The sequence below is a fragment of the Streptomyces sp. NPDC001822 genome (assembly GCF_042892135.1).
GTDB lineage: Bacteria > Actinomycetota > Actinomycetes > Streptomycetales > Streptomycetaceae > Streptomyces.
Window position 1 is genome coordinate 140,945 of record NZ_JBIATW010000004.1, and the last position, 23,409, is coordinate 164,353.

The 23,409-nt window shown below is 72.3% G+C and carries 23 protein-coding genes and 1 tRNA gene; 15 read left to right on the forward strand and 9 right to left on the reverse strand.

Features of this window, described 5'->3' with window-relative positions; all coding sequences use genetic code 11:
• Positions 1-27: 27 nt before the first annotated feature.
• Entirely contained in the window at positions 28-453 is a 426-nt protein-coding gene (locus tag ACFYY2_RS11415; protein ID WP_388740381.1) for an ASCH domain-containing protein, read from the reverse strand.
• Positions 454-693: 240 nt separating this feature from the next.
• Here ACFYY2_RS11415 and ACFYY2_RS11420 point away from each other — a divergent pair, with 240 nt between their 5' ends.
• Both ACFYY2_RS11420 and ACFYY2_RS11425 read left to right on the forward strand, forming a co-directional pair.
• Positions 694-1,656, forward strand: a complete 963-nt coding sequence (locus tag ACFYY2_RS11420) for a hypothetical protein (RefSeq protein ID WP_388740383.1) — start codon at positions 694-696, stop codon at positions 1,654-1,656.
• Between the two features lie 35 nt (positions 1,657-1,691).
• Positions 1,692-3,266 carry an APC family permease gene (locus ACFYY2_RS11425; protein WP_388740386.1) on the forward strand — a complete coding sequence of 525 codons (1,575 nt, stop codon included), beginning with the start codon at positions 1,692-1,694 and terminating at the stop codon, positions 3,264-3,266.
• Positions 3,267-3,403: 137 nt separating this feature from the next.
• Here ACFYY2_RS11425 and ACFYY2_RS11430 read toward each other — a convergent pair whose 3' ends face one another.
• Entirely contained in the window at positions 3,404-4,801 is a 1,398-nt protein-coding gene (locus ACFYY2_RS11430; RefSeq protein ID WP_388740388.1) for a GntP family permease, read from the reverse strand.
• A gap of 11 nt (positions 4,802-4,812) precedes the next feature.
• On the reverse strand, positions 4,813-5,322 hold the full coding sequence (locus ACFYY2_RS11435; RefSeq protein WP_388740390.1) for a gluconokinase: 510 nt from the start codon (positions 5,320-5,322) through the stop codon (positions 4,813-4,815).
• Between the two features lie 144 nt (positions 5,323-5,466).
• Between ACFYY2_RS11435 and ACFYY2_RS11440 the strand changes: the two genes are divergently transcribed.
• From ACFYY2_RS11440 to ACFYY2_RS11450, 3 genes are all read left to right on the forward strand, one after another.
• Entirely contained in the window at positions 5,467-6,168 is a 702-nt protein-coding gene (locus ACFYY2_RS11440; RefSeq protein ID WP_388740392.1) for a FadR/GntR family transcriptional regulator, read from the forward strand.
• A gap of 75 nt (positions 6,169-6,243) precedes the next feature.
• On the forward strand, positions 6,244-7,329 hold the full coding sequence (locus ACFYY2_RS11445; RefSeq protein ID WP_388740394.1) for an S-(hydroxymethyl)mycothiol dehydrogenase: 1,086 nt from the start codon (positions 6,244-6,246) through the stop codon (positions 7,327-7,329).
• Entirely contained in the window at positions 7,329-7,958 is a 630-nt protein-coding gene (locus tag ACFYY2_RS11450) for an MBL fold metallo-hydrolase (RefSeq protein WP_388740396.1), read from the forward strand. The genes ACFYY2_RS11445 and ACFYY2_RS11450 overlap by 1 nt, the downstream gene beginning before the upstream one ends.
• Before the next feature lie 8 nt (positions 7,959-7,966).
• On the opposite strand, the gene ACFYY2_RS11455 is transcribed toward ACFYY2_RS11450, so the two are convergent.
• The gene (locus ACFYY2_RS11455) at positions 7,967-8,908 is read right to left on the reverse strand and encodes a pseudouridine synthase (protein WP_388740398.1); all 942 of its coding nucleotides are present in this window, start codon (positions 8,906-8,908) and stop codon (positions 7,967-7,969) included.
• 164 nt (positions 8,909-9,072) lie between these two features.
• Positions 9,073-9,157 (reverse strand) — tRNA-Leu (locus tag ACFYY2_RS11460).
• A gap of 183 nt (positions 9,158-9,340) precedes the next feature.
• Between ACFYY2_RS11460 and ACFYY2_RS11465 the strand changes: the two genes are divergently transcribed.
• From ACFYY2_RS11465 to ACFYY2_RS11475, 3 genes are all read left to right on the forward strand, one after another.
• A complete protein-coding gene (locus tag ACFYY2_RS11465; protein WP_388740400.1) occupies positions 9,341-10,675 on the forward strand; it encodes a M20/M25/M40 family metallo-hydrolase in 1,335 nt (444 codons plus the stop codon).
• Between the two features lie 146 nt (positions 10,676-10,821).
• Positions 10,822-11,055, forward strand: a complete 234-nt coding sequence (chpH, locus tag ACFYY2_RS11470) for a chaplin ChpH (protein WP_073751329.1) — start codon at positions 10,822-10,824, stop codon at positions 11,053-11,055.
• A gap of 136 nt (positions 11,056-11,191) precedes the next feature.
• A complete protein-coding gene (locus ACFYY2_RS11475; RefSeq protein ID WP_388740403.1) occupies positions 11,192-11,956 on the forward strand; it encodes a chaplin family protein in 765 nt (254 codons plus the stop codon).
• A gap of 60 nt (positions 11,957-12,016) precedes the next feature.
• Here ACFYY2_RS11475 and ACFYY2_RS11480 read toward each other — a convergent pair whose 3' ends face one another.
• On the reverse strand, positions 12,017-12,205 hold the full coding sequence (locus ACFYY2_RS11480; RefSeq protein ID WP_388740406.1) for a DUF5703 family protein: 189 nt from the start codon (positions 12,203-12,205) through the stop codon (positions 12,017-12,019).
• Positions 12,206-12,252: 47 nt separating this feature from the next.
• On the opposite strand from ACFYY2_RS11480, the gene ACFYY2_RS11485 reads away from it, so the two are divergent.
• Positions 12,253-12,915: a hypothetical protein gene (locus ACFYY2_RS11485; protein WP_388740409.1), complete on the forward strand. Its 663-nt coding sequence runs from the start codon at positions 12,253-12,255 to the stop codon at positions 12,913-12,915.
• A 143-nt stretch (positions 12,916-13,058) separates the two neighbouring features.
• On the opposite strand, the gene ACFYY2_RS11490 is transcribed toward ACFYY2_RS11485, so the two are convergent.
• Both ACFYY2_RS11490 and ACFYY2_RS11495 read right to left on the reverse strand, forming a co-directional pair.
• Entirely contained in the window at positions 13,059-15,422 is a 2,364-nt protein-coding gene (locus tag ACFYY2_RS11490) for a helix-hairpin-helix domain-containing protein (protein ID WP_388740411.1), read from the reverse strand.
• The gene (locus tag ACFYY2_RS11495; protein WP_388740414.1) at positions 15,419-16,402 is read right to left on the reverse strand and encodes an aldo/keto reductase; all 984 of its coding nucleotides are present in this window, start codon (positions 16,400-16,402) and stop codon (positions 15,419-15,421) included. Before ACFYY2_RS11495 ends, ACFYY2_RS11490 begins: the two co-directional genes overlap by 4 nt.
• A gap of 145 nt (positions 16,403-16,547) precedes the next feature.
• On the opposite strand from ACFYY2_RS11495, the gene ACFYY2_RS11500 reads away from it, so the two are divergent.
• Both ACFYY2_RS11500 and ACFYY2_RS11505 read left to right on the forward strand, forming a co-directional pair.
• On the forward strand, positions 16,548-17,600 hold the full coding sequence (locus tag ACFYY2_RS11500) for an LLM class F420-dependent oxidoreductase (RefSeq protein ID WP_388740416.1): 1,053 nt from the start codon (positions 16,548-16,550) through the stop codon (positions 17,598-17,600).
• A gap of 282 nt (positions 17,601-17,882) precedes the next feature.
• A complete protein-coding gene (locus tag ACFYY2_RS11505; protein ID WP_388740418.1) occupies positions 17,883-18,671 on the forward strand; it encodes a ferritin-like domain-containing protein in 789 nt (262 codons plus the stop codon).
• 14 nt (positions 18,672-18,685) lie between these two features.
• Here ACFYY2_RS11505 and corA read toward each other — a convergent pair whose 3' ends face one another.
• On the reverse strand, positions 18,686-19,681 hold the full coding sequence (gene corA, locus ACFYY2_RS11510) for a magnesium/cobalt transporter CorA (RefSeq protein WP_388740420.1): 996 nt from the start codon (positions 19,679-19,681) through the stop codon (positions 18,686-18,688).
• A 44-nt stretch (positions 19,682-19,725) separates the two neighbouring features.
• On the opposite strand from corA, the gene ACFYY2_RS11515 reads away from it, so the two are divergent.
• The 4 genes from ACFYY2_RS11515 (at position 19,726) to mshC (ending at position 23,397) form a co-directional block, all read left to right on the forward strand.
• Complete coding sequence (locus ACFYY2_RS11515) at positions 19,726-20,436, forward strand: histidine phosphatase family protein (protein WP_388740423.1); 711 nt, start codon at positions 19,726-19,728, stop codon at positions 20,434-20,436.
• Between the two features lie 105 nt (positions 20,437-20,541).
• Positions 20,542-21,132: a DUF3090 domain-containing protein gene (locus ACFYY2_RS11520; protein ID WP_388740429.1), complete on the forward strand. Its 591-nt coding sequence runs from the start codon at positions 20,542-20,544 to the stop codon at positions 21,130-21,132.
• On the forward strand, positions 21,096-21,956 hold the full coding sequence (locus ACFYY2_RS11525; protein WP_388740431.1) for an SCO1664 family protein: 861 nt from the start codon (positions 21,096-21,098) through the stop codon (positions 21,954-21,956). Before ACFYY2_RS11520 ends, ACFYY2_RS11525 begins: the two co-directional genes overlap by 37 nt.
• Positions 21,957-22,167: 211 nt before the next feature.
• Positions 22,168-23,397, forward strand: coding sequence for a cysteine--1-D-myo-inosityl 2-amino-2-deoxy-alpha-D-glucopyranoside ligase (mshC, locus tag ACFYY2_RS11530; RefSeq protein WP_388740433.1), 1,230 nt, complete (start codon positions 22,168-22,170; stop codon positions 23,395-23,397).
• The last annotated feature ends 12 nt before the right edge of the window (positions 23,398-23,409 follow it).

Consider the following 23,409-nt stretch of genomic DNA (forward strand, 5'->3'; position numbering starts at 1 on the left):
TGCCCGTCACACCGGTCCGGCTGCCCGTCACAGCAGCCGCTCCACCACCCGGAACCGCTCGGCCACGATCATCGTGGCGTCGTCCACGGTGAACAGCGGGTCCCCGAGGGCCTCCCGCATCTCGTCGCCGTGCCAGAACTCCTCGTGCGCCGCCCGCCACTCCGCCACCGAGGTGTGTCCTTCTCCTTCGTCCCGTACGTGCCGTTCGTCGACCGACCCCAGGGGCAGGACCCGGACCTCCGTCAGTTCGACGACGGCGACCTCCCGCCCGGCGGAGTCGATGAGCGCGGACCGTTCGCCGACGGGTGGCAGCTCCTCCTTCTCCGCCTCGTACTCGGCGAGCAGGCCGGAGGTCGATACCTTCGCGCCGGAGAGCACCGCCGCCACCAGCCGGTCGCGCAGGGGGCCGGGAAAGGCGAGGAGGAAGGGCTTCAGCGGTTCACGGTTCTCCATGGCGGCAGTGTGGCACGCGTCACCTCACCCCCACCCGTCACTTCCCTGACCGGGGCGCGAACTGCACGAAAGGACCGGTCCAACCCGTCCGGACGCCAACTGCTTCTTAATCAAGCGTAGTTGGGACAGGCTGCCGCTTGACTTGAAGCGTTGCCTACCGCTTTGCTGTCCGCGATCGTTTGCTCGCACACAGCATCGATATGTGCCGTGCCATGTCGAAGTGGAAAAGGAACCCCGCGGATGTCTCCGCCTCCGCCACCCCTGGGCCGCGCCCGCCGCAGGGGCGGGCGCTCGGACCACACCTTCGACCCGGCGCTCGACGACGGCGAACTCATCGAAGTGCGCGGTCAGTTCGCCCAGGGCCGATGGACCCGGGCCCGCTCCCTGCTCGTCGCCACGGGCACCGACTGGGACCACAGGGGCCACCGCATGCTCACCCTCGCCGCCGTTCCGTCCGCCGCCGGGTGGGCCGGTGACTGGCTGCTCGCCGAACCGGACAGCGCCGACGCGGCCACGCTGCTCGCCTGCGCCGCCGTGGCGCGCGCCCAGCGGCCCAGGGCCGGGGCCGACGAGCGCGACCGGGCCCGCGAGGCCTGCCGCACCGCCGCGGCGCTGGACCCGGCCGATCCCACCCCGTGGCTCGGGCTGATGGCGCTGGAGCGCACTCATGGCACCCAGGAGACGGTCGCCCGGTACTTCGAGGAGATCCGCGCCCGCCACCCCGAACACCACCAGGCCCACCACCTCATGACCGCGGGCATCGCCGAGGCGCGCCCCGAGAGCGACCCGCTCCACGAGGTGTACGACTTCGCGGCCTGGGCCGCCGAACAGGCCCCGGCCGACTCGCCGCTCGCGGTCCTCCCCGTCGTCGCGCACGCGGAGCGCTACCGCGTCCTCGTCGCCGCCGGAGCCCTGGAGGACGACCCGGCCGCCTCCGGCCACTGGACCGGCCGCCGCGCCCGGCAGGTGATGAAGGCGGCCTTCGACTGGTGGCTCGAATGGGAACGGGAGGACCACCCCCGCCACCGCGCCGACCTCAACTTCCTGGCCCACGCGAAGATCTGCGAAGGCAGGCCCGCCGAGGCGGCGGCCCTCTTCCACCGCATCGGCCCCCATGCGACCGAGGCCCCCTGGTCGTACTCGGGCCGCGACGCCTACCCCGAATTCCTCGCCGCGCGCACGTACGCGCTCGGCGCCCCGTGATGCAGGTTGCTCTCAACGAAGGGACCACCCCCGCCATGTCGACGGGCAGATCAGATACGAGCGGGACCACGACGGGCCGGGCGGCCGACGGCACCGGCGGCATCAACACCTACAAGGGTGCGGAGCGCGCCCTGCGCGCCGACCGGCTCGGCACCCCGGGGCTGCTCCTGTCGGTCCTCGCGGCCAGCGCCCCGCTGATGGTCGTCGCCGGAGTGATGCCGACCGTCTTCGGCGTCATGGGCATCACCGGACAGCCCCTGCTGTACGTCATCCTCGGCCTCGTCCTGATGCTGTTCAGCGTCGGCTACGCGGAGATGAGCCGGCACGTCCACAACGCCGGCGCCTTCTACGCCTACATCGCGCGCGGCCTCGGCCCGACCGCCGGCGCGGGTGCCTCGCTCGTCGCCCTGGTCGCCTACAGCGCCATGCAGGTCGGCATCTACGGCATCCTCGGCTTCGAGGTCTCCGGCCTCTTCGCCACCTACCTCGACATCGACCTGGTCTGGTGGGTCCCGGCCCTCGTCTCCGTGGCCGTCGTCGGCGTGCTCGGCTGGCTGAAGATCGACCTCAACGCGAAGGTGCTCGGCGTGCTGCTCGTCGTCGAGTGCGCCCTCGTGGTGGTCTTCGACATCGCCGCCGTCGGCAAACCCGGACCGGAAGGGCTGTCCCTGCACGCGTTCAACCCGGAGACGCTCACCGGAGCCGGCCTCGGCACCGCGCTCTGCTTCTGCATCGCCGCGTTCGTCGGCTTCGAACAGGCCCCGGTGTACGCGGAGGAGACCAGCCGCCCCCAGATCGTCGTCTCCCGGGTGATGTTCCTCGCCGTCGGCTACGCCGCCCTCTTCCTCGCCGTCAGCTCCTGGGCGCTCACCGTCGCCGCAGGCCCGTCCTCCATCGCGGACACCTCGCTGAAGCAGGGCCCGGGCATGCTCTTCGGCCTCACCGAGGAGCGCCTCGGCTCCACGTTCACCGACGTCCTGCACGTCCTGTTCGTGACCGGCATGTTCGCCGCGCTGCTCAGCTTCCACAACGTCGTCGCCCGTTACGCCTTCGCCATGGGCCGCGAGGGACTGCTGCCCGCCGGCTTCGGCCGCACCAGCAGGGCGAGCGGCGCGCCCGCCACCGGATCCATGCTCCAGTCCGTGTTGTCCGTCGTCATCGTGCTGGCCTTCGCGCTGGCCGACGACCACCCGGTCGGAGACCCCACGGCGCCCGTCCTGCACCTCTTCACCTGGATGGGCAACGTCGGCGCGCTCGGAGTCATCGTGCTGATGGCCGCCGCCTCCTTCGCCGTCATCGCGTTCTTCGTACGCCGCGGAGCCGGCCGGGCCCAGGCGCCCCGCCTCGTCGCCTCGGGACTCGCGGGAGCCGCCCTCCTCGCCATAGCCGTCTTCACGGTCCGGGACTTCGACGTCCTGGTCGGCTCCGGCCCCGGCTCGGTGCTCGGCTGGGTGCTGCCCGGCGTCATCGTCCTGGCACTCGTCGTCGGCCTGGCCTACGGCGCCGTGCTGCGCCGCACCAGGCCCGAGGTCCACGCGAGGATCGGGCTCGGCAACGAGGCCTTCCAACTGGAGAAGGCGTCGGAGGGCGCGGCAGCGGACCCGCGCTGACAGCCCGTCGCCCACCGAGGAACGACATGCGCCCGCGGCCCCCTGATGACGGGACGGCCGCGGGCGCGCGAACGGGCCGGGTCCTGGCACCCGCTGTGGGCGGGAGCCGGACGAGCAGGGGAGAGTCCTCGCGCCGGCTACAACACCAGTGACAGCAGCAGGATGAAGGCCAGTGAGACGACGGAGATGATCGTCTCCATCACCGACCAGGTCTTCAGCGTCTGCGGGACGTCCATGCCGAAGTACTCCTTCACCAGCCAGAATCCCGCGTCGTTGACGTGGCTGAAGAAGAGCGAGCCCGCACCGACCGCGAGGACCAGCAGCGCCGTGTGCGAGGACGACATGCCGGCGGCCAGCGGGGCGACCAGACCGGCCGCCGAGATGGTCGCCACGGTCGCCGAACCCGTCGCCAGACGGATCGCGACGGCGATCAGCCAGCCGAGCAGCAGGGCCGGCACCGACCAGTTCTCGGAGAACTCCAGGATCATCCGGCCCACACCGGCATCGATGAGGGTCTGCTTGAAACCGCCGCCCGCACCCACGATCAGCAGGATGCCCGCGATCGGGGCGAGCGACTTCTCCACGGTGGCGCTGAGCCGGTCCTTGGTGAACCCGGCCGCGCGGCCCAGGGTGAACATGCCCACGATGACGGCCGCGAGCAGGGCGATCAGCGGCGAGCCGATGACGTCGGTGACCCGCTGGACGTGGTTCTCGGGATCGTCCACCACGATGTCGACGAGGGCCTTGACCAGCATCAGGACGACGGGAAGCAGGATCGTCGCCAGGGTCGCACCGAAGCCCGGGCGGCGCTCCAGGTCCTCGGACGGCCGCTGCGGGATCATCTTCTCCGGCGCCTCGATGTCCACCCAGCGGGCGGCGTAGCGGGAGAAGACGGGCCCGGCGATGATCACGGTCGGGACGGCCACGAGCACGCCGAGGGCCAGCGTGACACCGAGGTTGGCGCCGAGAGCGTCGATCGCCACCAGCGGGCCGGGGTGCGGCGGGATCAGCCCGTGCATCACGGAGAGACCGGCGAGCGCGGGGATGCCGATCCGCATCAGGGAGTAGTTGCCGCGCTTGGCGACCAGCAGCACCACCGGAATCATCAGCACGATCCCGACTTCGAAGAAGAGCGGAAGCCCGATGATCGAGGCGATGAGGACCATCGCCCACGGCATGGCCCGGCCGCCCGCCTTCGCGAGGATCGTGTCGACGATCTGGTCGGCGCCGCCCGAATCGGCGAGCAGCTTGCCCAGGATGGCGCCGAGCGCGATGAGGACACCGACACCCGCGACCGTGGAACCGAGCCCCGCGGTGAAGCTGGTGATCGTCTTCGCCGGATTGGCGCCCGCGAAGGAGCCGAGGGCGAGGGAGCCGATGGTCAGCGCGAGGAACGCGTGCATCTTGAACTTGGTGATGAGCAGGACGATGACGGCTATGCCCGCCAAGACGGCGATGCCCAGCTGCGCGTTGCCGGCCGAAGTGATCGGTTCGACGGCGTCCGCTGCCAGCATCTCGACGCTGAGATCTGCCACGGTGATGATCCTCAGTTCTCGAGCCGGCGCAGCGCGGCGACGGCCCGGTCGGTGATTTCCTCGGGTGTGCCGGAGACGTCGACCGACACCCCGGCCTCGTCCTCCTCCAGCGGCTGCAGGGTGGCGAACTGGGAGTCGAGCAGGGCCGTCGGCATGAAGTGGCCCTTGCGGGCCGCCATCCGGCGTTCGATGAGCGCCCTGTCGCCCGTCAGGTGCAGGAAGAGGGCGCCGGGCGCCTCGGCGCGCAGCCGGTCGCGGTAGACGCGCTTGAGGGCGGAGCTGCTGACGACACCGCCGAGCCCCGCCCGGCCGTGTGCCCACCGGCCGACCGCGTCCAGCCAGGGCCAGCGGTCGTCGTCCTCCAGCGGGGTGCCCGCGGACATCTTCGCGATGTTGGCGGGCGGGTGGAAGTCGTCGCCCTCGGCGTAGGGAACGCCGAGCCGGTCGGCGAGCAGGGGACCGATCGTGGTCTTGCCGGTCCCTGCTACGCCCATCACCACGACGACGTGGGGGGTACTCATCGGTGCCTCGCTGTCTTCATCGACATCGGTCCGTCGACATCGGTCCGTCGCGCTACTGAAACCCATTACATATGACTTATTCAAGAGGCTGTGACATAAACGTCGTACTTTTTGGTCTCGGGGTGGCACCGTAGGCTGGTGAGCATGACCACACAGGGCCAGGGGCTGCATACACATGTGCTGGACACCCTGGGTCTCGAAATCGCCGCGGGTGACAGCCCGCCCGGCAGGATCCTGCGCACCGACGAGCTCGCGCAGCGCTTCGACGTCTCACGCACCGTCGTACGCGAGGTGATCCGCGTCCTGGAGTCCATGCACCTGGTCGAGTCCCGCCGCCGGGTGGGCGTGACCGTGCGGCCCGCCGAGGAGTGGAACGTCTACGACCCGCAGGTCATCCGGTGGCGTCTCGCCGGCTCGGACCGGCCCCGGCAACTGCGCTCCCTCACCGTCCTGCGGTCCGCGGTGGAGCCCGTCGCGGCGGGCCTCGCCGCACGCCACGCCACGGCCGAGCAGTGCGCGGAACTCACGGAGTGCGCCCTCGGCATGGTCGCCACCTCGCGCGGCGGGCAGCTGGAGGGCTACCTCCGGCACGACGTCGCCTTCCACCGCATCGTGCTCAACGCCTCCGGCAACGAGATGTTCGCGCGGCTCGGCGACGTCGTCGCCGAGGTCCTCGCCGGCCGCACGCACCACCAGGTCATGTTCGAGGACCCCGACCCCGCCGCGGTCACCCTCCACGTGCGGGTCGCCGAAGCCGTGCGCGAGGGCGACGCGGCGGCCGCCGAGCGGCTGACCAAGGAGATCGCCGTGGGCGCGCTCCACGAACTGGACGTACTGGCCCCTTGAGCCGAGCCCCTTCCGGGTACGGTGGGCGGGCCCGATCCTCGGGCGGACGGGGCAGTCGGAATGGGAGACCACGGCATGGCGCAGCAGGTACAAGGAGTCATCGCACCGGGCAGGGACGAGCCCGTTCGCGTCGAGACGATCCTCGTGCCGGACCCCGGGCCCGGCGAGGCCGTGGTCAAGATCCAGGCGTGCGGCGTCTGCCACACCGACCTGCACTACAAGCAGGGCGGGATCAACGACGACTTCCCCTTCCTCCTCGGCCACGAGGCGGCGGGTGTGGTGGAGTCCGTCGGCGACGACGTCACCGACGTCGCCCCCGGTGACTTCGTCGTCCTCAACTGGCGTGCCGTGTGCGGCCAGTGCCGCGCCTGTCTGCGCGGCCGCCCCTGGTACTGCTTCAACACCCACAACGCCAAGCAGAAGATGACCCTCCTGGACGGCACCGAGCTGTCCCCGGCGCTCGGCATCGGAGCCTTCGCGGAGAAGACCCTCGTCGCCGCCGGTCAGTGCACGAAGGTCGACCCGGAGGTCTCCCCGGCCGTCGCGGGCCTCCTCGGCTGCGGTGTCATGGCGGGAATCGGCGCGGCCATCAACACCGGCCAGGTCGGACGGGGCGACTCCGTCGCCGTCATCGGGTGCGGCGGAGTCGGCGACGCGGCGATCGCCGGCGCCCGGCTCGCGGGAGCGGCGAAGATCATCGCGGTCGACATCGACGACCGCAAGCTGGAGACGGCCAAGAAGATGGGCGCGACCCACACCGTCAACTCCCGGTCCGACGACCCGGTCGAGGCGATCCGCGCGCTGACCGGAGGCAACGGCGCCGACGTCGTCATCGAAGCGGTCGGCCGCCCGGAGACGTACAAGCAGGCCTTCTACGCCCGCGACCTCGCCGGCACCGTCGTCCTCGTCGGCGTCCCGACCCCCGAGATGCGCCTCGAACTCCCGCTCCTCGACGTGTTCGGCCGCGGAGGTTCACTCAAGTCGTCCTGGTACGGCGACTGCCTGCCCTCCCGCGACTTCCCCATGCTCATCGACCTCCACCAGCAGGGCCGCCTGGACCTCGGCGCCTTCGTCACGGAGACCATCGGGCTGGGCGACATCGAGCACGCCTTCGGCCGGATGCACGACGGCGACGTCCTGCGCTCGGTGGTGGTCTTCTGATGACCGCCCGCATCGACCACCTGGTCACCTCCGGCACCTTCGCCCTCGACGGCGGCGAGTGGGACGTCGACAACAACGTCTGGATCGTCGGCGACGAAAGCGAGGCCGTCGTCATCGACGCCGCCCATGACGCCGCGGCCATCCGGGCCGCACTCGGCGGACGCACCCTGCGCGCGATCATCTGCACCCACGCCCACAACGACCACATCGACGCGGCCCCGGCCCTGGCCGACGCGACCGGGGCGCAGATCCTGCTGCACCCCGACGACCTGCCGCTGTGGAAGCAGACCCACCCGGACCGCGCCCCCGACGGCGAACTCACCGACGGACAGGTGCTGGAGATCGCCGGCGAACGCCTGACGGTCCTCCACACCCCGGGCCACGCCCCCGGCGCCGTCTGCCTCCACGCCCCCGGCCTGGGCACCGTCTTCACCGGCGACACCCTCTTCCAGGGCGGGCCGGGAGCCACCGGCCGGTCGTTCTCGCACTTCCCGACGATCATCGACTCGATCAGGGACCGGTTGTTGGCCCTCCCGCCGGAGACCACCGTCCGCACCGGGCACGGCGACTCCACCACGATCGGCGCCGAGGCGCCGCAGCTGGACGACTGGATCGCCCGCGGCCACTGACGGGCCGCTCACTCCCCGCCCGGCCACGCGGCGAGCCGCAGCCCGCTCTCGAAGCGGCGCGGCTCGCCCGTGACCGGGTCGGTGAACTCCAGAAGCCTCGACAGGAGCTGCAGCGGCCGCCCGTAGTCCCCGGGGGCCGGCTCCGGCTCCACGACCGGATAGACCGGATCGTTCACCAGCGGCAGCCCCAGCGCGTTCATGTGGACCCGCAGCTGATGCGTGCGCCCGGTCACGGGCAGCAGCCGGTACCTGCCCAGCCCGGCCCGGTGGTCCAGCAGCTCCACCCGGCTCTCGCTGTTCGCCTCACCCGGCTCCTCACGGGCGGCGATCACCCCGCGCTCCTTCACGATCCGGCTGCGTACCGTCCGGGGGAGCGCCACCCCGGGGTCGTGGGGTGCCACCGCCTCGTACTCCTTGCGTACCAGCCGGTCCCGGAACAGCGTCTGGTACGCGCCCCGTTCACCCGGCTGTACGACGCAGAGCACCAGGCCGGCGGTCAGCCGGTCGAGCCGGTGCGCGGGCTGGAGCTCCGGCAGCCCGAGCTCGTCGCGCAGCCGTGCGACCAGGGTCTCGGTGACGTGCCGGCCGCGCGGAGTGGTGCTGAGGAAATGCGGTTTGTCCGCGATCACCAGGTGCTCGTCGCGATGGACCACCCCGACGGGGAAGGGCACGGGCACCTCGGGAGCGAAGTCCCGGTGGAACCAGAGGTACCGGCCGGCCGTGTACGGCTCGTCCGCCCCGACGGCCCGGCCGTCCGCCCCGACGAACCTGCCGCCGGCCAGCATCGCCGTCACGCGTTCCGCGCCGACCGCCCCCGCGAACCGCGCCAGAAGATGGTCCCCGACCGTCCGCCAGGCCCCCTCGGGGTCGGCCGGCAGCCGCACCCGCACGGGATCCACGCCCGCGCGCTGGGGAAGTGGGGCGGGAGGCGGTTTCGCCCGTCCTCTCATGGCATCGGTCCTTGTCGACGGAGGGGCCCGAGGGACGGGCGCGGCCCGGCCGTCATCCCGCCCGCACCCCCCGACTCCGGGCCTCGCGCGATGTCCGTCCGCCCGTCCGCCGAAGAGCTGCGTGAAAAGCGAAAACCCCCAGGTGACCTGGGGGTTTTCCGCTGTGTCCGAGGGGGGACTTGAACCCCCACGCCCGATAAAGGGCACTAGCACCTCAAGCTAGCGCGTCTGCCATTCCGCCACCCGGACCGGGTGCGTCTTCCCGGGCCCTGCCCGTTCCGACGTGGAAAACCATAGCAAACATTCGGGGGTGCTCGATCACGCCCCCGGGCTTGTGAAAGGCGCATGACGAGCGACGGGCGGCCTTGGGTGCGGGGCGCGGGCGCGGGAGTATGAGTAGGGAGTACCACCGCGACAGTGGAAGGAACCAGCGTGAGCGAGACCAGCACGGCCCGGGCCGGCACCGGCGAGAGCGCCGAGAGCGAGGTCGTCGACCTCTGTCGCGACCTGATCCGGATCGACACCAGCAACTACGGAGACCACTCCGGCCCCGGTGAGCGGGCCGCCGCCGAGTACATCGCGGAGAAGCTCGCCGAGGTCGGGCTCGAACCCCAGATCTTCGAATCCCACAAGGGCCGGGCGTCCACCGTGGCCCGGATCGAGGGCGAGGACCCCTCCAGGCCGGCGCTCCTGATCCACGGGCACACCGACGTCGTGCCGGCCAACGCGGCCGACTGGACGCACGACCCGTTCTCCGGCGAGATCGCGGACGGGTGCGTGTGGGGCCGCGGCGCGGTCGACATGAAGGACATGGACGCGATGACCCTCGCGGTCGTACGCGACAGGATGCGCAGCGGCCGCAAGCCCCCGCGCGACATCGTGCTGGCCTTCCTCGCGGACGAGGAGGCGGGGGGCACGTACGGCGCGCGGCACCTGGTCGACAACCACCGCGATCTCTTCGACGGGGTCACGGAGGCCATCGGCGAGGTCGGCGGCTTCTCCTTCACCGTCAACGAGAACCTGCGCCTCTACCTGGTGGAGACCGCGCAGAAGGGCATGCACTGGATGCGGCTCACCGTGGACGGCACGGCCGGTCACGGGTCGATGACCAACGACGACAACGCGATCACCGAACTCTGCGAGGCCGTCGGCCGGCTCGGCCGGCACAAGTGGCCGGTCAGGGTGACCAAGACCGTGCGGTCGTTCCTCGACGAGCTGTCCGACGCGCTCGGCACCCCCCTCGACCCCGAGGACATGGAGGCCACCCTCGCCAAGCTGGGCGGGATCGCCAAGATGGTCGGCGCGACCCTGCGCAACTCCGCGGCCCCCACCATGCTCGGCGCCGGCTACAAGGTGAACGTGATCCCCGGGCAGGCCACCGCGCACGTCGACGGGCGCTTCCTGCCGGGTTACGAGGAGGAGTTCCTGGCCGACCTCGACCGGATCCTCGGGCCGCGGGTGAAGCGCGAGGACGTGCACGGCGACAAGGCGCTGGAGACCGGCTTCGACGGCTCCCTGGTGGACGCGATCCAGCTGGCGCTCAAGGCCGAGGACCCGATCGCGCGCGCGGTGCCGTACATGCTCTCCGGTGGCACCGACGCCAAGTCCTTCGACGACCTGGGCATCCGCTGCTTCGGGTTCGCGCCGCTGAAGCTGCCGCCGGAGCTGGACTTCGCCGGCATGTTCCACGGTGTGGACGAGCGGGTTCCGGTTGAGGGGCTGACCTTCGGGGCGCGCGTGCTCGACCGTTTCATCGACCACTCCTGACCCTGCCGTCCACCCAATTCGCCTGCCTGTACGGCCCTCACCGGAAAGGGTGAAAGGGGCCGCGCAGTCGTAGCCCCCTCACCCCCTCCTCGTTACACGGGATGCGGTCCGCGGCTGGGACCGCACTTGTCAACACAGGAGGAATAATGATCAAGAAGGTCGTCGCAATCGCGGCTGCTACCGGTGGTCTCGTGCTCGCTGGTGCGGGTATGGCTTCCGCCGACGCCGGTGCCCAGGGTGCCGCCATCGGCAGCCCCGGCGTGCTCTCGGGCAACGTCATCCAGGTTCCGGTTCACGTCCCGGTGAACGTGTGCGGCAACACGATCTCCGTGATCGGTCTGCTGAACCCCGCCTTCGGCAACACCTGCGTCAACGCGTGACGATGCGCGTCAACCCGTGAGGGTTTGAGTCCGGTCGGCCCCGGAGTGCGCCCCATGCACTCCGGGGCCGCTGGGCATTCGGCCCCGCGCGCTCGTGCCGGGGCATTTCGTTAGGCAGAAGGCAGGAAAGCAACCTATGCGACAGGTCACACGTAAAGGCCTGATCACCATGGCCGCGGCGGGCGGAGTGCTCGCGCTCGGTGGCGGCTACGCGCACGCGGACGCGGGTGCGGCCGGCGCCGCGACGAACTCGCCCGGAGTGCTCTCCGGGAACTCGATCCAGGTCCCGGTCGACGTTCCCGTGAACGTGTGCGGCAACTCCGTGGACGTCGGTGGTCTGCTCAACCCCACGTTCGGAAACGACTGCGGAAACGGATCTTCGGATTCCGGTCAGGCGCGGGGTCACTCGCGCGGGTCCTCGCACCACGAGGACGGCGGCTCGGGGCACGGTCCCGACAGCCGGGCGTCCGGCCACCAGGACACGCGTCACGGCCAGGAGGGGACCGGCAGGCACCGGGCCTCCGGCACCTCGGCGCAGGCGGAGACGACCGGTTCGCCGGGAATCCTGTCCGGCAACCAGGTGCAGGCGCCGGTGGAGATCCCCGTGAACCTCTGCGGGAACAGCGTCACCGTCGGAGGGCTGCTCAACCCGGTCTTCGGCAACGACTGCGAGAACATCGCCGAGGACGTCCCGCCCCCCGCGGTCCCGGAGACGCCGGAGACCCCCGGGACGCCGGTCAGCCCGCACGTCCCCCACACTCCCGAGCCCCAGCTCGTGCCGGGCGAACAGCTCGCGCACACCGGAGCCGGCGGTCTGGGTCTGCTGATCCCGGCGAGCGCCGGAATGATGCTCGCCGGCGCGGGCACGGTCCTGTACCGGCGTTCGCGCAGCGCGGCGTAGCACCGGCACGACGGCCGGCGCACGACGAGCGGGTTCCGCACACGCGGGACCCGCTTCGCGCTACCAGGTGGGCCGGAGCTGACGGATGATCCTGCGGCGGAGCCGCACCCGGCGGCTGCCGTCGCGGCGCAGCGTCAGCCGGTCCAGCTCCCAGTGCCCGTACTCGGCGTGGTCGGTCAGCAGTCGGGCCGCATCTGTGCGGGAGACCCCGCGCGGCACGTACACGTCGACAAATTCGTATTCCGGCATCGCATCTATTGTGCGGGCAGACCCCCGGTACGGATAGCGTCTGTCCCATGTCTGATGCTGCGCAGCCCACCGCTGCCGAGGTACGCGCCGCCGCCGATGCGGTCAAAGCCGCGCTCGACCGCCACCTCGAGGCCGTCGAGCGCCGTACCGGGGACGATGATCCCGCCGTCTTCGACGCGTTCAACGCACTGGCCGCCGCGGCCGAGGTGTACGACGAATTCCTCTACGACCGGTACGACGAGGTCACCCCCTTCGAGATCCCCGGTGCGGAGGACTCGCTGCCGCCCTACGCGGGCCCGGAGGAGCCGCACGCGCTGAGCGTGCTGATCAGGCGCGACTACGCGGTGGCGCAGCCCGCGCGGCTGCTCGCCCAGGCGCAGCGTCTCGCGGATCTCGACCCCGAGGGCCGTGAGGGCGACCCGGTGCCGGTCGTCGGGGCCGGTGTGCACGCCGCGCTGGGTGTGCTCTTCGGCGAGTACGAGGCCGACGAGATCGCCTCCCGGCACAAGGAGTTCGGCCTGGAGGAAGGGGACTCGACGCTCTGGGTCTCGGCACTGGAGGAGCTCCCCGAAGCGGGGGAGTGGCTCGGGGCGCCGTTCGAGGACGCCGATCCCGAACTGGTCGTGTGCCGCTTCGACGTGAGCTCGGTCTTCGACGAGGAGGACGAGCGGGACGGCGAGCGGGACGACGCCGTCCCGGAGCGCGCCTGACCGCACGGTGAGCGGACGGCGGCCCCGGTGCGTTCGGCGCACCGGGGCCGCCGTCATGTCCCGGCCGTTTCGCGGCCGTCGTGTTCCGGCCGCCCCGCGGTCCCGGACGTCGCCGCCCACGAGTGCGGCTCAGCCGCCCCGCGCTACGACGCGTCCGGTGTCGGCAGAGCCTCCAGCAGGGGGCGCAGCCTCGTCGTCCGCTCCTGCGCGGGGATCTCCGCCACCGCACGGGCCAGCGCCTGGTCCACGCCGTGGACCACGGACAGATGCCGCTCACCCCTGCTGAACGCGGTGTACACCCAGGGCCGGCTCAGCCCTCCCGCCGCGTCACCCGGCAGGACGACGACGGCCGCCGGCCACCGCATCCCCGCCGCCTGGTGGGCGCTGAGCGCCCACCCGTGGCGTACCGCCGTCTCCACCAGCTCCTGCGGTACGACGACGGGTGTGCCGGAGCAGTCCAGGTGCAGGCCCTCGGCATCGGCCGAGACGACGGTGCCCGGCACCGCCCTTCCCGGTGCGGGCACGTGGACCACACGGTCGCCCGGGTCGAAGCCGCCGAACCGCCCCGGGCCCGGGTTGAGCCGCTGCTTGAGCGCCGCGTTCAGTGCCGTCGTCCCCGCGGAGCCGCCGTGCCCGACGGTGATGACCTGCGTGTCCGAGGACGGCACGCCGAGGGCGCGCGGTACCGAGTCGGCGACGAGCTGCACCGTGCGGTGGACCGCCTCGCCCGCGTCGCGGACGGGCACGATCACCACCTCTCTGCCCGGCGCCTCGACCTGTGCGAGCTCCCCGACGCCGATGCCCGAGACCAGCTCGCCGATCGGCCCGGGATCGGGCGTGCGCGAGACCACGTGCGGGCAGGCGCGCGCGGCGATCACGTCCGCGAACACCTGGCCGGCCCCCGCGGACGCGAGAACCCCCGGATCACCGCTCAGCACCAGCCGTGTGCCGTCGGCGAGGGACTCCACCAGCACCGCGGCGGTCTCCACGTCGAGCTGCGGGGCGTCCAGCACGACCAGCAGGTCGACGGCGAACGCGCCGTCCGCGTCGCGTCCCGGACCCGCCTCGCCGGAGAGCAGGGCGGAGAGCGTGACCGCGGCCTTCGGGTCACCCACGGCCGCCGCCAGCCGGTGGAGGCCGTCGACGCTGTGGGCGGTGCCCACGGCACGCAGCCCGAGACGGCGAGCGGCGGCGATCAGGGCCGCGGGCTCGGCCCTGGCGCTCTCACCTCCGCTGTGCACGACCAGGCCCGCGGTCGCGGCGGTCCGGATCAGCTCGGCCGCCGAAGGCGAGGGGGCGCCGGCGGCGGCCTCCGCCCAGTCGGCGCCCTTCTCCACGGAGTTGACCAGCCGGGCCAGGCCGTCGGCGAGACTCTCCTCGGCCAGCGCGTACCGGTCGAGCCCGAGCAGGACGAGCACCGGCGCCTCGTCGTCCCCCGTCCCGGCTTCCGGCGCGTCCCCGGGGTCCTCCCCGGCGTCCTCCCGCTGACCGGCCGGCTCCTGCGCACCGTCCTCGCCGTCCTGGAAGACCAGCACGACGCCCTCGGCCACCGCGTGCTGGACGGCCGCGCCGGGGTCGGTGACCGCGAACCCGGACAGTGCCGTACGCACTTCGGCCGCGTCCAGGGCCGTGTGGCCCCGCAGCGCCGCCCGCTCCAGCAGCCAAACGACGAGTGCCGCGGTGCGCCGCTCGTCGTCCGGGCCGCACTCCCCGCCCAGCAGCGCCCGGGCGAAGCCGTCCGCCTGCTCCGGGCGGACACCGGGCAGCGACAACAGCTGCCAGGGATCCTCCCGGAGGATCGCGGCCGCCTGCTCGCCGAGCGCCGCGGCCGCGGGGCGCGCCAGCGCTTCGGGGGCCCCTCCCTCGGCGAGCACCGCCGCGGCCGAGGCGGCGGCCTCCGGGGACGCGCCCCGTGGGGCGGGCTGTCCGGCAGCCGTGGCCGCCCGAGCGGGCGCGGCTGCCGCCTGCGGGGCCGCCCTGCGGGGCGACGGGGCGGACGCGGGTGAGTCGAAGAAGGCGCTGCCCGGCTTCTCGCCGCTCTCCACGGCGCGCACGGCCGCGAGCAGATCGGCGGCGGGGCCGCTCAGTTTCGCGCCCGCGGCGATGGGGCCCTCCTTGCCGGCCTTGCGCTGCTCGATCCGCAGGCGCAGCTCGCGCTGCGCGGCCAGCTCGGCCGCGGCCTCCGACATCTCGGGCGTCCCGGACGCCTGCGCCGTGTCCCGGGAGGTCTCCCCGCCCGCGTCGGCGCCTTCCGCGCCGGTCTCTTCCGCGCCGGTCTCTTCCGTAGCGTCCGGGCCCTCACCGGCGCCGGCGCCGCGCGCGGCCCGTGTCGCCCCGGCATCCTGGGCGGCACCGGTGTCCTGCGGCGCGTCCGCGCCGTCCGCGGCCTCCGTGCCGTGCTCGCCGGGCGAGCCGGCCGCTGCCGCGGCCTCGTCGCCGGTGCCCTCGCGGCCCTCGTCGTCCTCGGCGGCGGGGTCCGGGGATTCTCCCCGGGGAAGCGCAGTCACAGCGTGCTCCAGTCCTGGTCGGGATAGCGGTGCACGGGCGCCGACACATCGTCGAGCGCCTGGCAGATCTCGTCAGGAAGACTAAGCGCCTCCACTGACAACGCCTCGGTCAGCTGCCGTGCGTTGCGCGCGCCCACGACCGGTGCCACCACTCCCGGCCGGTCGCGCACCCAGGCCAGCGCGACCTGCAGAGGCGTCGTGGAGAGGCCGTCGGCGGCGGTGGCCACCGCGTCCACGATGCGGCGCGCCGCCTGGTCGAGGTACGGCTCGACGAACGGAGCGAGCTGCTCCGAGGCGCCCCGGGAGTCCGACGGGGTGCCGGTGCGGTACTTGCCCGTGAGCACACCGCGGCCCAGGGGCGACGACGGCAGCAGCCCCACCCCGAGGTCCAGCGCGGCCGGCAGCACCTCCCGCTCGACGCCCCGCTGCACCAGCGAGTACTCCATCTGGGTGCACGCCAGCCGGGTGCGCACCCCGGGCGCGGCGAGCTGCCAGGTCGCGGCCTTGGCCAGCTGCCAGCCGCTGAAGTCGGAGACGCCCGCGTAGCGCACGCGGCCCGACGACACCGCGATGTCCAGCGCCTGCAGCGTCTCCTCCAGCGGGGTCACGGGGTCGAACGCGTGGATCTGCCACAGGTCGACGTAGTCCGTCCCGAGCCGCTTCAGGGAGGCGTCCAGTGCGGCGAGGAGATGTCCCCGGGAGCCGTCGAAGCGCCGGTAGGGGTCGGCCACGCTGCCGGCCTTGGTCGCGACGACCAGATCCTGCCGGGGCACCAGCTTGTCCAGAAAGCGGCCGAGCAGGTATTCGGCCTCCCCGTCGGCGTAGACGTCGGCGGTGTCCACCAGGGTGCCGCCGGCGTCCCAGAAGGCCTTGAGCTGGTCGGCGGCGTCGTGCTCGTCGGTGTCCCGGCCCCAGGTGAGGGTGCCCAGCCCGATACGGGACACGCGAAGGCCGGTACGGCCGAGATGCCTCTGCTCCATGGGCGCTGAGATTACTGGCCAAGGCCCGGCCCGGTGGAAGCCTGTGGACAACCCCGGCGCCCGGGGGCGAGCCTGCCGGATTCCGGTGCCCCGCGCTAGAGTCCCGGGCACAAGTACGTTACTGATCAGTAGAGGGAGCGTGGCTATGCGGCTCGGCATCAATCTCGGTTACTGGGGTGCGGGAATGGACGGCGACAACCTCGCCGTCGCCCAGGAGGCGGACCGGCTCGGCTACGACGTCTGCTGGGCCGCCGAGGCCTACGGCTCCGACGTGCCGACGGTGCTTGCCTGGGTCGCCGCCCGGACCGAGTCCATCGACGTCGGCTCCGCCATCATGCAGATCCCGGCCCGCCAGCCCGCGATGACGGCCATGACGGCCGCCACGCTCGACTCCCTCTCCGGGGGCCGCTTCCGCCTGGGGCTCGGCGTCTCGGGACCGCAGGTCTCGGAGGGCTGGTACGGCGTCAAGTTCGACAAGCCGCTGGCCCGCACGCGCGAGTACGTCGAGATCGTGCGCCGGGCCATGTCCCGCGAGCGGCTGTCCTACGAGGGCGAACACTGGACCCTGCCGCTGCCCGACGGACCCGGCAAGCCCATCAAGCTCACCGTCCACCCGCAGCGCGAGCACATCCCGCTCTACATCGCCGCGATCGGCCCCAAGAACCTGGAGCAGACCGGGGAGATCGCCGACGGCGCCCTCCTGATCTTCCCGTCCGCCGAACACATCGAGGAGACGGCGCTCAAGCACCTGCGGGCCGGACGGGAGAAGGCAGGGAAGACCATGGACGGGTTCGACGTCTGTCCGACCCTGCCCCTGGCGGTCGGAGAGGACATCAACGGCCTCGCCGACATGTTCCGCCCCTACACCGCGCTCTACGTCGGCGGCATGGGCAGCCGCAAGCAGAACTTCTACAACCAGCTCGCCCAGCGCATGGGGTACGAGAAGGAAGCGGCCGAGATCCAGGACAAGTACCTGTCCGGCGACAAGGCCGGCGCGGCGGCAGCCGTGCCGCACCGGCTCATCGACCAGACCACGCTGCTCGGCTCCGTGGAGCGGATCGCCGACCGGATGCGGGCCTACGCCGAGGCCGGCGTCACGACGCTGACGCTCGCCCCCGCCGGCTTCACGCTCGACGAGCGCCTCGCGGCCCTGCGGGCGGGCACCGACGCCCTCGAGCGCTCCGGCGTCGCGGCGTAACGGAAGCCCGTCACTCTCCGGGCGCGGAGCCGGTCTTTGGGCGCGGGAGGGAGACCACTACGGCCGTGGTGGGGGCTCGGGGGTCCTCCCCGCCACGGCCGTCACGGGGAACAACGCCGCGCGCCGCTCGCGGTTACGCCCCGTACCCCTCCCGGCGCGGCGTCACCGGTCCGGGAGCCGTGCGGCGCCCGTTCGGCCCTGCCCCGCCCCGCTCGTGTTGCCTACCGGGCCGTACCGAATTTGACTGTGTCTCCGCGGACACCGGTGCGAAAGGTGGCAGTGATGCTCTCGGCAAAGAGTCTGTTCCAGGAGATCCTCGACAACGACGAGTCGTTCCGGCTGTTCTGCTCGATCGCCGCGGGCGGGGAGGCCCAGGGCGGCTGGGAGAACGGGCGCATCGCCGCCCTGGTGCCCCCGGGACTGCGCGAACTCGCCCCCAAGGTCGCCCGGCACGGTGCCGACGAGGACAAGCACGGCCGGATCTTCAACGCGCTTCTGAAGCAACGCGGACTCCAGGCCGTGGCGGTGCCCTACGAGACCGACTACACCCTCCTGCTGGAGCGCCACGGCATCGGCCTGGCCCACGACCGGCTCAGCCGCGAGGAGCCCCTCACCGAGCGGGACATCATCGTCTACCTGGCCCACAGCAGGGTGACCGAGCAGCGAGCCTCCGAGCAGATGCGGCTCCTCCTGCGGCACTTCTCCGAACACCCGGTGCTCGGCCGCGCCGTCAGGATGATCTCGCGCGACGAGGACAACCACCTCGCGTACTGCCACGAGGAACTCCTCCGCTTCGCCCGGGCCGGACACGGCCGGACGATCCAGTCCGTCCTGCGGGAGTGCGCCCACGCCGAGATCCGCGTCTACCGCGACGTCAGCCTCGCCGTGATGCGTCACATGGGCGAGGTGCTGCGCTGGTCCCGTGCCAAGAGCACGCTGCTGAGTGCCGGCATCCACGCGATGTACGCCTACGAGCGGCTGGTGGGCTGGCAGCGCATGGTGAGCCTGCGTCAGCCCGTGCTGCGCGACGCGCTCGGCGCCCCGGCCGCCCCGGAGACCGAGTTCGCCTGAGGGCCGCGGCGGGCCTACATCCAGCCGCGCCGCTTGAACATGCGGTACAGGCTGAAGACCGCGACGCCCATCAGCGCGATCACCGTGGGGTAGGTCCACACCCAGTCGAGCTCGGGCATGTGCTCGAAGTTCATGCCGTAGATGCCCGCCACCAGGGTCGGCACCGCGGCCATGGCGGCCCAGGCCGAGATCTTCCTCATGTCGTCGTTCTGCCGCACGCCGACCTGCGCCAGGTGCGCCGAGAGGATGTCCGAAAGCAGCCGGTCCAGGCCCTCGACGTGCTCGACGGCACGGGTCAGGTGGTCGTTCACGTCGCGGAAGAACGGCTGCGAGCCGACGTCGACGAACGGCACGCCCGCGCCGGACAGCCGTGCCATCGGGCCGCTCAGCGGGTTCGTCGCCCTGCGGAACTCCAGCACCTGCCGTTTGAACGTGTAGATGGCCGCGGCCGTGTTCGTGGTGTCGCGCGAGCCGGTCGGCGCGAACACCTGGGCCTCCAGCTCCTCCAGGTCGACCTGGAGTTCGGCGGCGACCTCGATGTAGTGGTCGACCACCGCGTCGCTGACCGCGTACAGCACCGAGGTGGGCCCGTGCTTGAGGACCTCCGGCTCGGCCTCCAGACGACGCCGTACGGCAGCCAGCGGCGCGCCCTGGCCGTGCCGCACCGTGACGACGAAGGAGTCCCCTATGAACAGCATGAGCTCCCCGGCGCTCACGGTGTCGCTCTCCTGCTCGTAGACCACCGGCTTGATCACCACGAACAGGGAGTCGTCGTAGATCTCCAGCTTGGGCCGCTGATGGGCGCGCAGCGCGTCCTCGACGGCCAGGGGGTGCAGCGCGAACTCGCTGGTGACGTGCTCGAACTCCTCCTCCGTCGGTTCGTGCAGCCCGATCCAGACGAACGCGTCGCCCGTGGCCCGCGCCTCGTCCAGGGCATCGGAGAAATCGGCGGGACCATCGGTCCTGCGCCCGTCCCGGTAAATTCCGCAGTCGACGATCACCCGCCGCATTCTTCCCCGCCCGCGCTCCTCCACGCACCTTTACGCTGGCAGGCATGCCCACGCTCATCCTCGTACGCCATGGACGCTCGACCGCCAACACCGCCGGAGTGCTCGCCGGACGGACTCCGGGGGTCGCTCTCGACGAACGCGGCGCCGCCCAGGCCGCCGCCCTCCCGGACCGGCTGTCCGGCATCGCCCTCGCGGCGGCCGTCAGCAGCCCGCTGCAGCGCTGCCGCGAAACCCTCCAGCCGCTCCTCGACGCCCGCCCGGACCTCGCGTCGCACACCGAGGACCGGATCAGCGAGTGCGACTACGGGGAGTGGTCGGGCCGCAAGCTCGCCGAGCTCTCCGACGAACCCCTGATGAAGGTCGTCCAGCAGCACCCCTCGGCCGCGGCGTTCCCCGGCGGCGAGTCGATGCGCGGCATGCAGACCCGGGCCGTGGAGGCGGTGCGCGAGTGGAACGCCCGTATCGAGGCGGAGCAGGGTGAGGACGCCACCTACGTCATGTGCTCGCACGGCGACATCATCAAGGCGATCGTCGCCGACGCCCTCGGCATGCACCTCGACCTCTTCCAGCGCGTCCACGCCGACCCGTGCTCGGTGACCGCGATCCGCTACACCCGGCTGCGGCCCTTCCTCCTGCGCCTCGGTGACACCGGCGACCTCGCGTCCCTCGCGCCTCGTGAGCAGGCCCTCGGAGCCGACGCGACGGGTGACGCGACGGCGGACGCGGCCGTCGGCGGCGGCGCTGGGGCGCCGTGATCGCTCAGCGCAGTAGGGTGGACGCGCCGTAGCGGCCTCGCGGGAGGAATCCCCCAGGGCCCGGGCCGAACCCCATTCGCCATCACATTTCAAGGGAGACAGGACGTGTCCCGTCAGGTGTTCCTCTACGACCCCCCGGACCGTTTCGTGGCCGGTACGGTCGGGCTGCCTGGCCGCCGTACGTTTTTCCTGCAGGCGACCTCGGGCGGACGCGTCACGAGCGTGGCCCTGGAGAAGACCCAGGTCGCCGCGTTGGCCGAACGGATCGACGAGCTGCTCGACGAGGTCGTCCGGCGGACCGGCGGCAACTCACCCGTGCCCGCCGTCGCACCCACGGACGTCGCCGACACCGCACCGCTGGACGCCCCCGTGGAGGAGGAGTTCAGGGTCGGCACGATGGCGCTCGCCTGGGACGGCGACGAGCAGCGCATGATCGTCGAGGCGCAGGCACTCGTCGAGCTGGACGCCGACTCCGACGACGACCTCGCCGAAGCCGAGGAAAGGCTCCTGCAGGACGAGGAGAACGGCCCGCCGATGCTCCGCGTCCGGCTGAGCGGCGCGCAGGCGCGGGCCTTCGCCAAGCGGGCCCTGGACGTCGTGAACGCCGGCCGCCCGCCCTGCCCGCTGTGCAGCCTCCCCCTCGACCCGGAAGGACACGTATGCCCGCGCCAGAACGGATACCGTCGCGGGGCCTGACGGAGGCCGGGCTGCGCACCCTGCTCACCGAGGGGGAGCTCACGGTCCTCGGGCAGGTCAGGGGCGCGTCGAACGCGGTGCTCTACTGCACCGTGGCCCATGAGGGCGAGGAGCGCACCTGCGTCTACAAACCGGTCGCCGGGGAGCAGCCGCTGTGGGACTTCCCCGACGGCGACCTCGCCCGGCGCGAGGTCGCGGCGTACGAGGTCTCCGAGGCCACGGGCTGGGGCCTCGTGCCCCCCACGGTGCTGCGCGAGGGCCCCTACGGCGAGGGCATGTGCCAGCTGTGGATCGAGGCGGAGGAGACCGCGGACGACGACCCCGGCCGGACCCACGGACTGCCCCCGCTGCTCGCGCTCGTCGAGGACGAGGAGCCGGGCGAGGGCTGGAAGGCGGTGGGCTTCGCCGAGGTGGGGGAGGGCCGGACCGCGCTGCTCGTGCACGCCGACGACCCCCGGCTCCGCCGGCTCGCCGTACTGGACGCGGTGATCAACAACGGGGACCGCAAGGGCGGGCACCTGCTGCCCGCGCCCGGCGGCCGGCTCTACGGCATCGACCACGGCGTCACCTTCAACGCGGACGACAAGCTGCGGACGCTGCTGTGGGGGTGGGCGGGCGAGCCCCTGACGGCCGAGGCCGTGGCCGTGCTCGGCGGGCTGTCCGCCGCTCTGGCCCCCGGTACGGCGCTCGCCACCCGGTTGGCGGAACTGATCACGCCCGCGGAGCTCGACGCCCTGCGGGCCCGGGTGGAGGCCCTGCGTACGTCCGGGCACCATCCGCAGCCCAGCGGTGAGTGGCCCGCGATCCCGTGGCCCCCGGTCTGACGGCCGAGGCCCCCGCACACGGCCCACCCGCCGGACGGCAGCCCCTCCCGGGCCCGTCCGGCGGCGCCGGCCGCGCGGCCCGCGAAATCACGCCGGGAGGCGACGCGTACGGGGGGACAGCCGACGGCGGCGTTTCGCGCAAGACCGCCTCTTCGGCCACGATCCGTCATCCGGTTCGTATCCGGAAGCATCGTCCGGTTACGCTCATGACATGCATGCCTGGCCCGCTTCTGAGGTCCCCGCCCTGCCTGGCAAGGGCCGCGACCTTCGGATCCACGACACCGCGACCGGCGGACGGATCACCCTTGACCCCGGTCCCGTCGCCCGCATCTACGTCTGCGGCATCACGCCGTACGACGCGACCCACATGGGTCATGCGGCGACCTACAACGCGTTCGACCTCGTTCAGCGCGTGTGGCTCGACACCAAGCGGCAGGTTCACTACGTCCAGAACGTGACCGACGTGGATGACCCGCTGCTGGAGCGGGCCGTGCGCGACGGCGAGGACTGGACCGAGCTCGCGGAGCGCGAGACGACCCTCTTCCGGGAGGACATGACCGCTCTGCGCATGCTTCCCCCGAAGCACTACATCGGCGCGGTGGAGGCGATACCCGGGATCGTCCCGCTCGTCGAACGCCTCCGGGACGCGGGCGCCGCCTACGAACTCGACGGCGACGTGTACTTCTCGGTCGAGAGCGACCCCCGCTTCGGCGGGGTCTCCGGTCTCGACGCCGAGGCGATGCGCCTCCTCTCCGCCGAGCGCGGTGGTGACCCGGAGCGCCCCGGCAAGAAGAACCCGCTCGACCCGATGCTCTGGATGGCGGCCCGCGAGGGCGAGCCGAGCTGGGACGGGGGCACGCTCGGCCGCGGACGGCCCGGCTGGCACATCGAGTGCGTCGCGATCGCGCTCGACCACCTCGGCATGAGCTTCGACGTCCAGGGCGGCGGTTCCGACCTGGCCTTCCCGCACCACGAGATGGGCGCCTCGCACGCCCAGGTGCTGACGGGCGAGCACCCGTTCGCCCAGGCCTACGTGCACGCCGGCATGGTCGCCCTCGACGGCGAGAAGATGTCCAAGTCCAAGGGCAACCTGGTCTTCGTCTCGGCGCTGCGCCGGGACGGCGTCGACCCCGCCGCGATCAGGCTCTCCCTGCTCGCGCACCACTACCGGTCCGACTGGGAGTGGACGGACCAGGTCCTCGCTGACGCGGTCGAGCGCCTGGCGCGGTGGCGTGCCGCCGTCTCCCGGCCCGACGGACCCTCCGCGGAATCCCTGGTCGAGGAGGTCCGGGAGGCACTGGCCGACGACCTGGACGCCCCGGCCGCCCTCGCCGCCGTGGACCGCTGGGTGGCCCGGCAGAACGCGGACGGGGGCACGGACGAGGGCGCCCCCGGCGTCGTCTCCCGCACCGTGGACGCCCTCCTCGGCGTCGCGCTGTAACCCCCTCGGCAG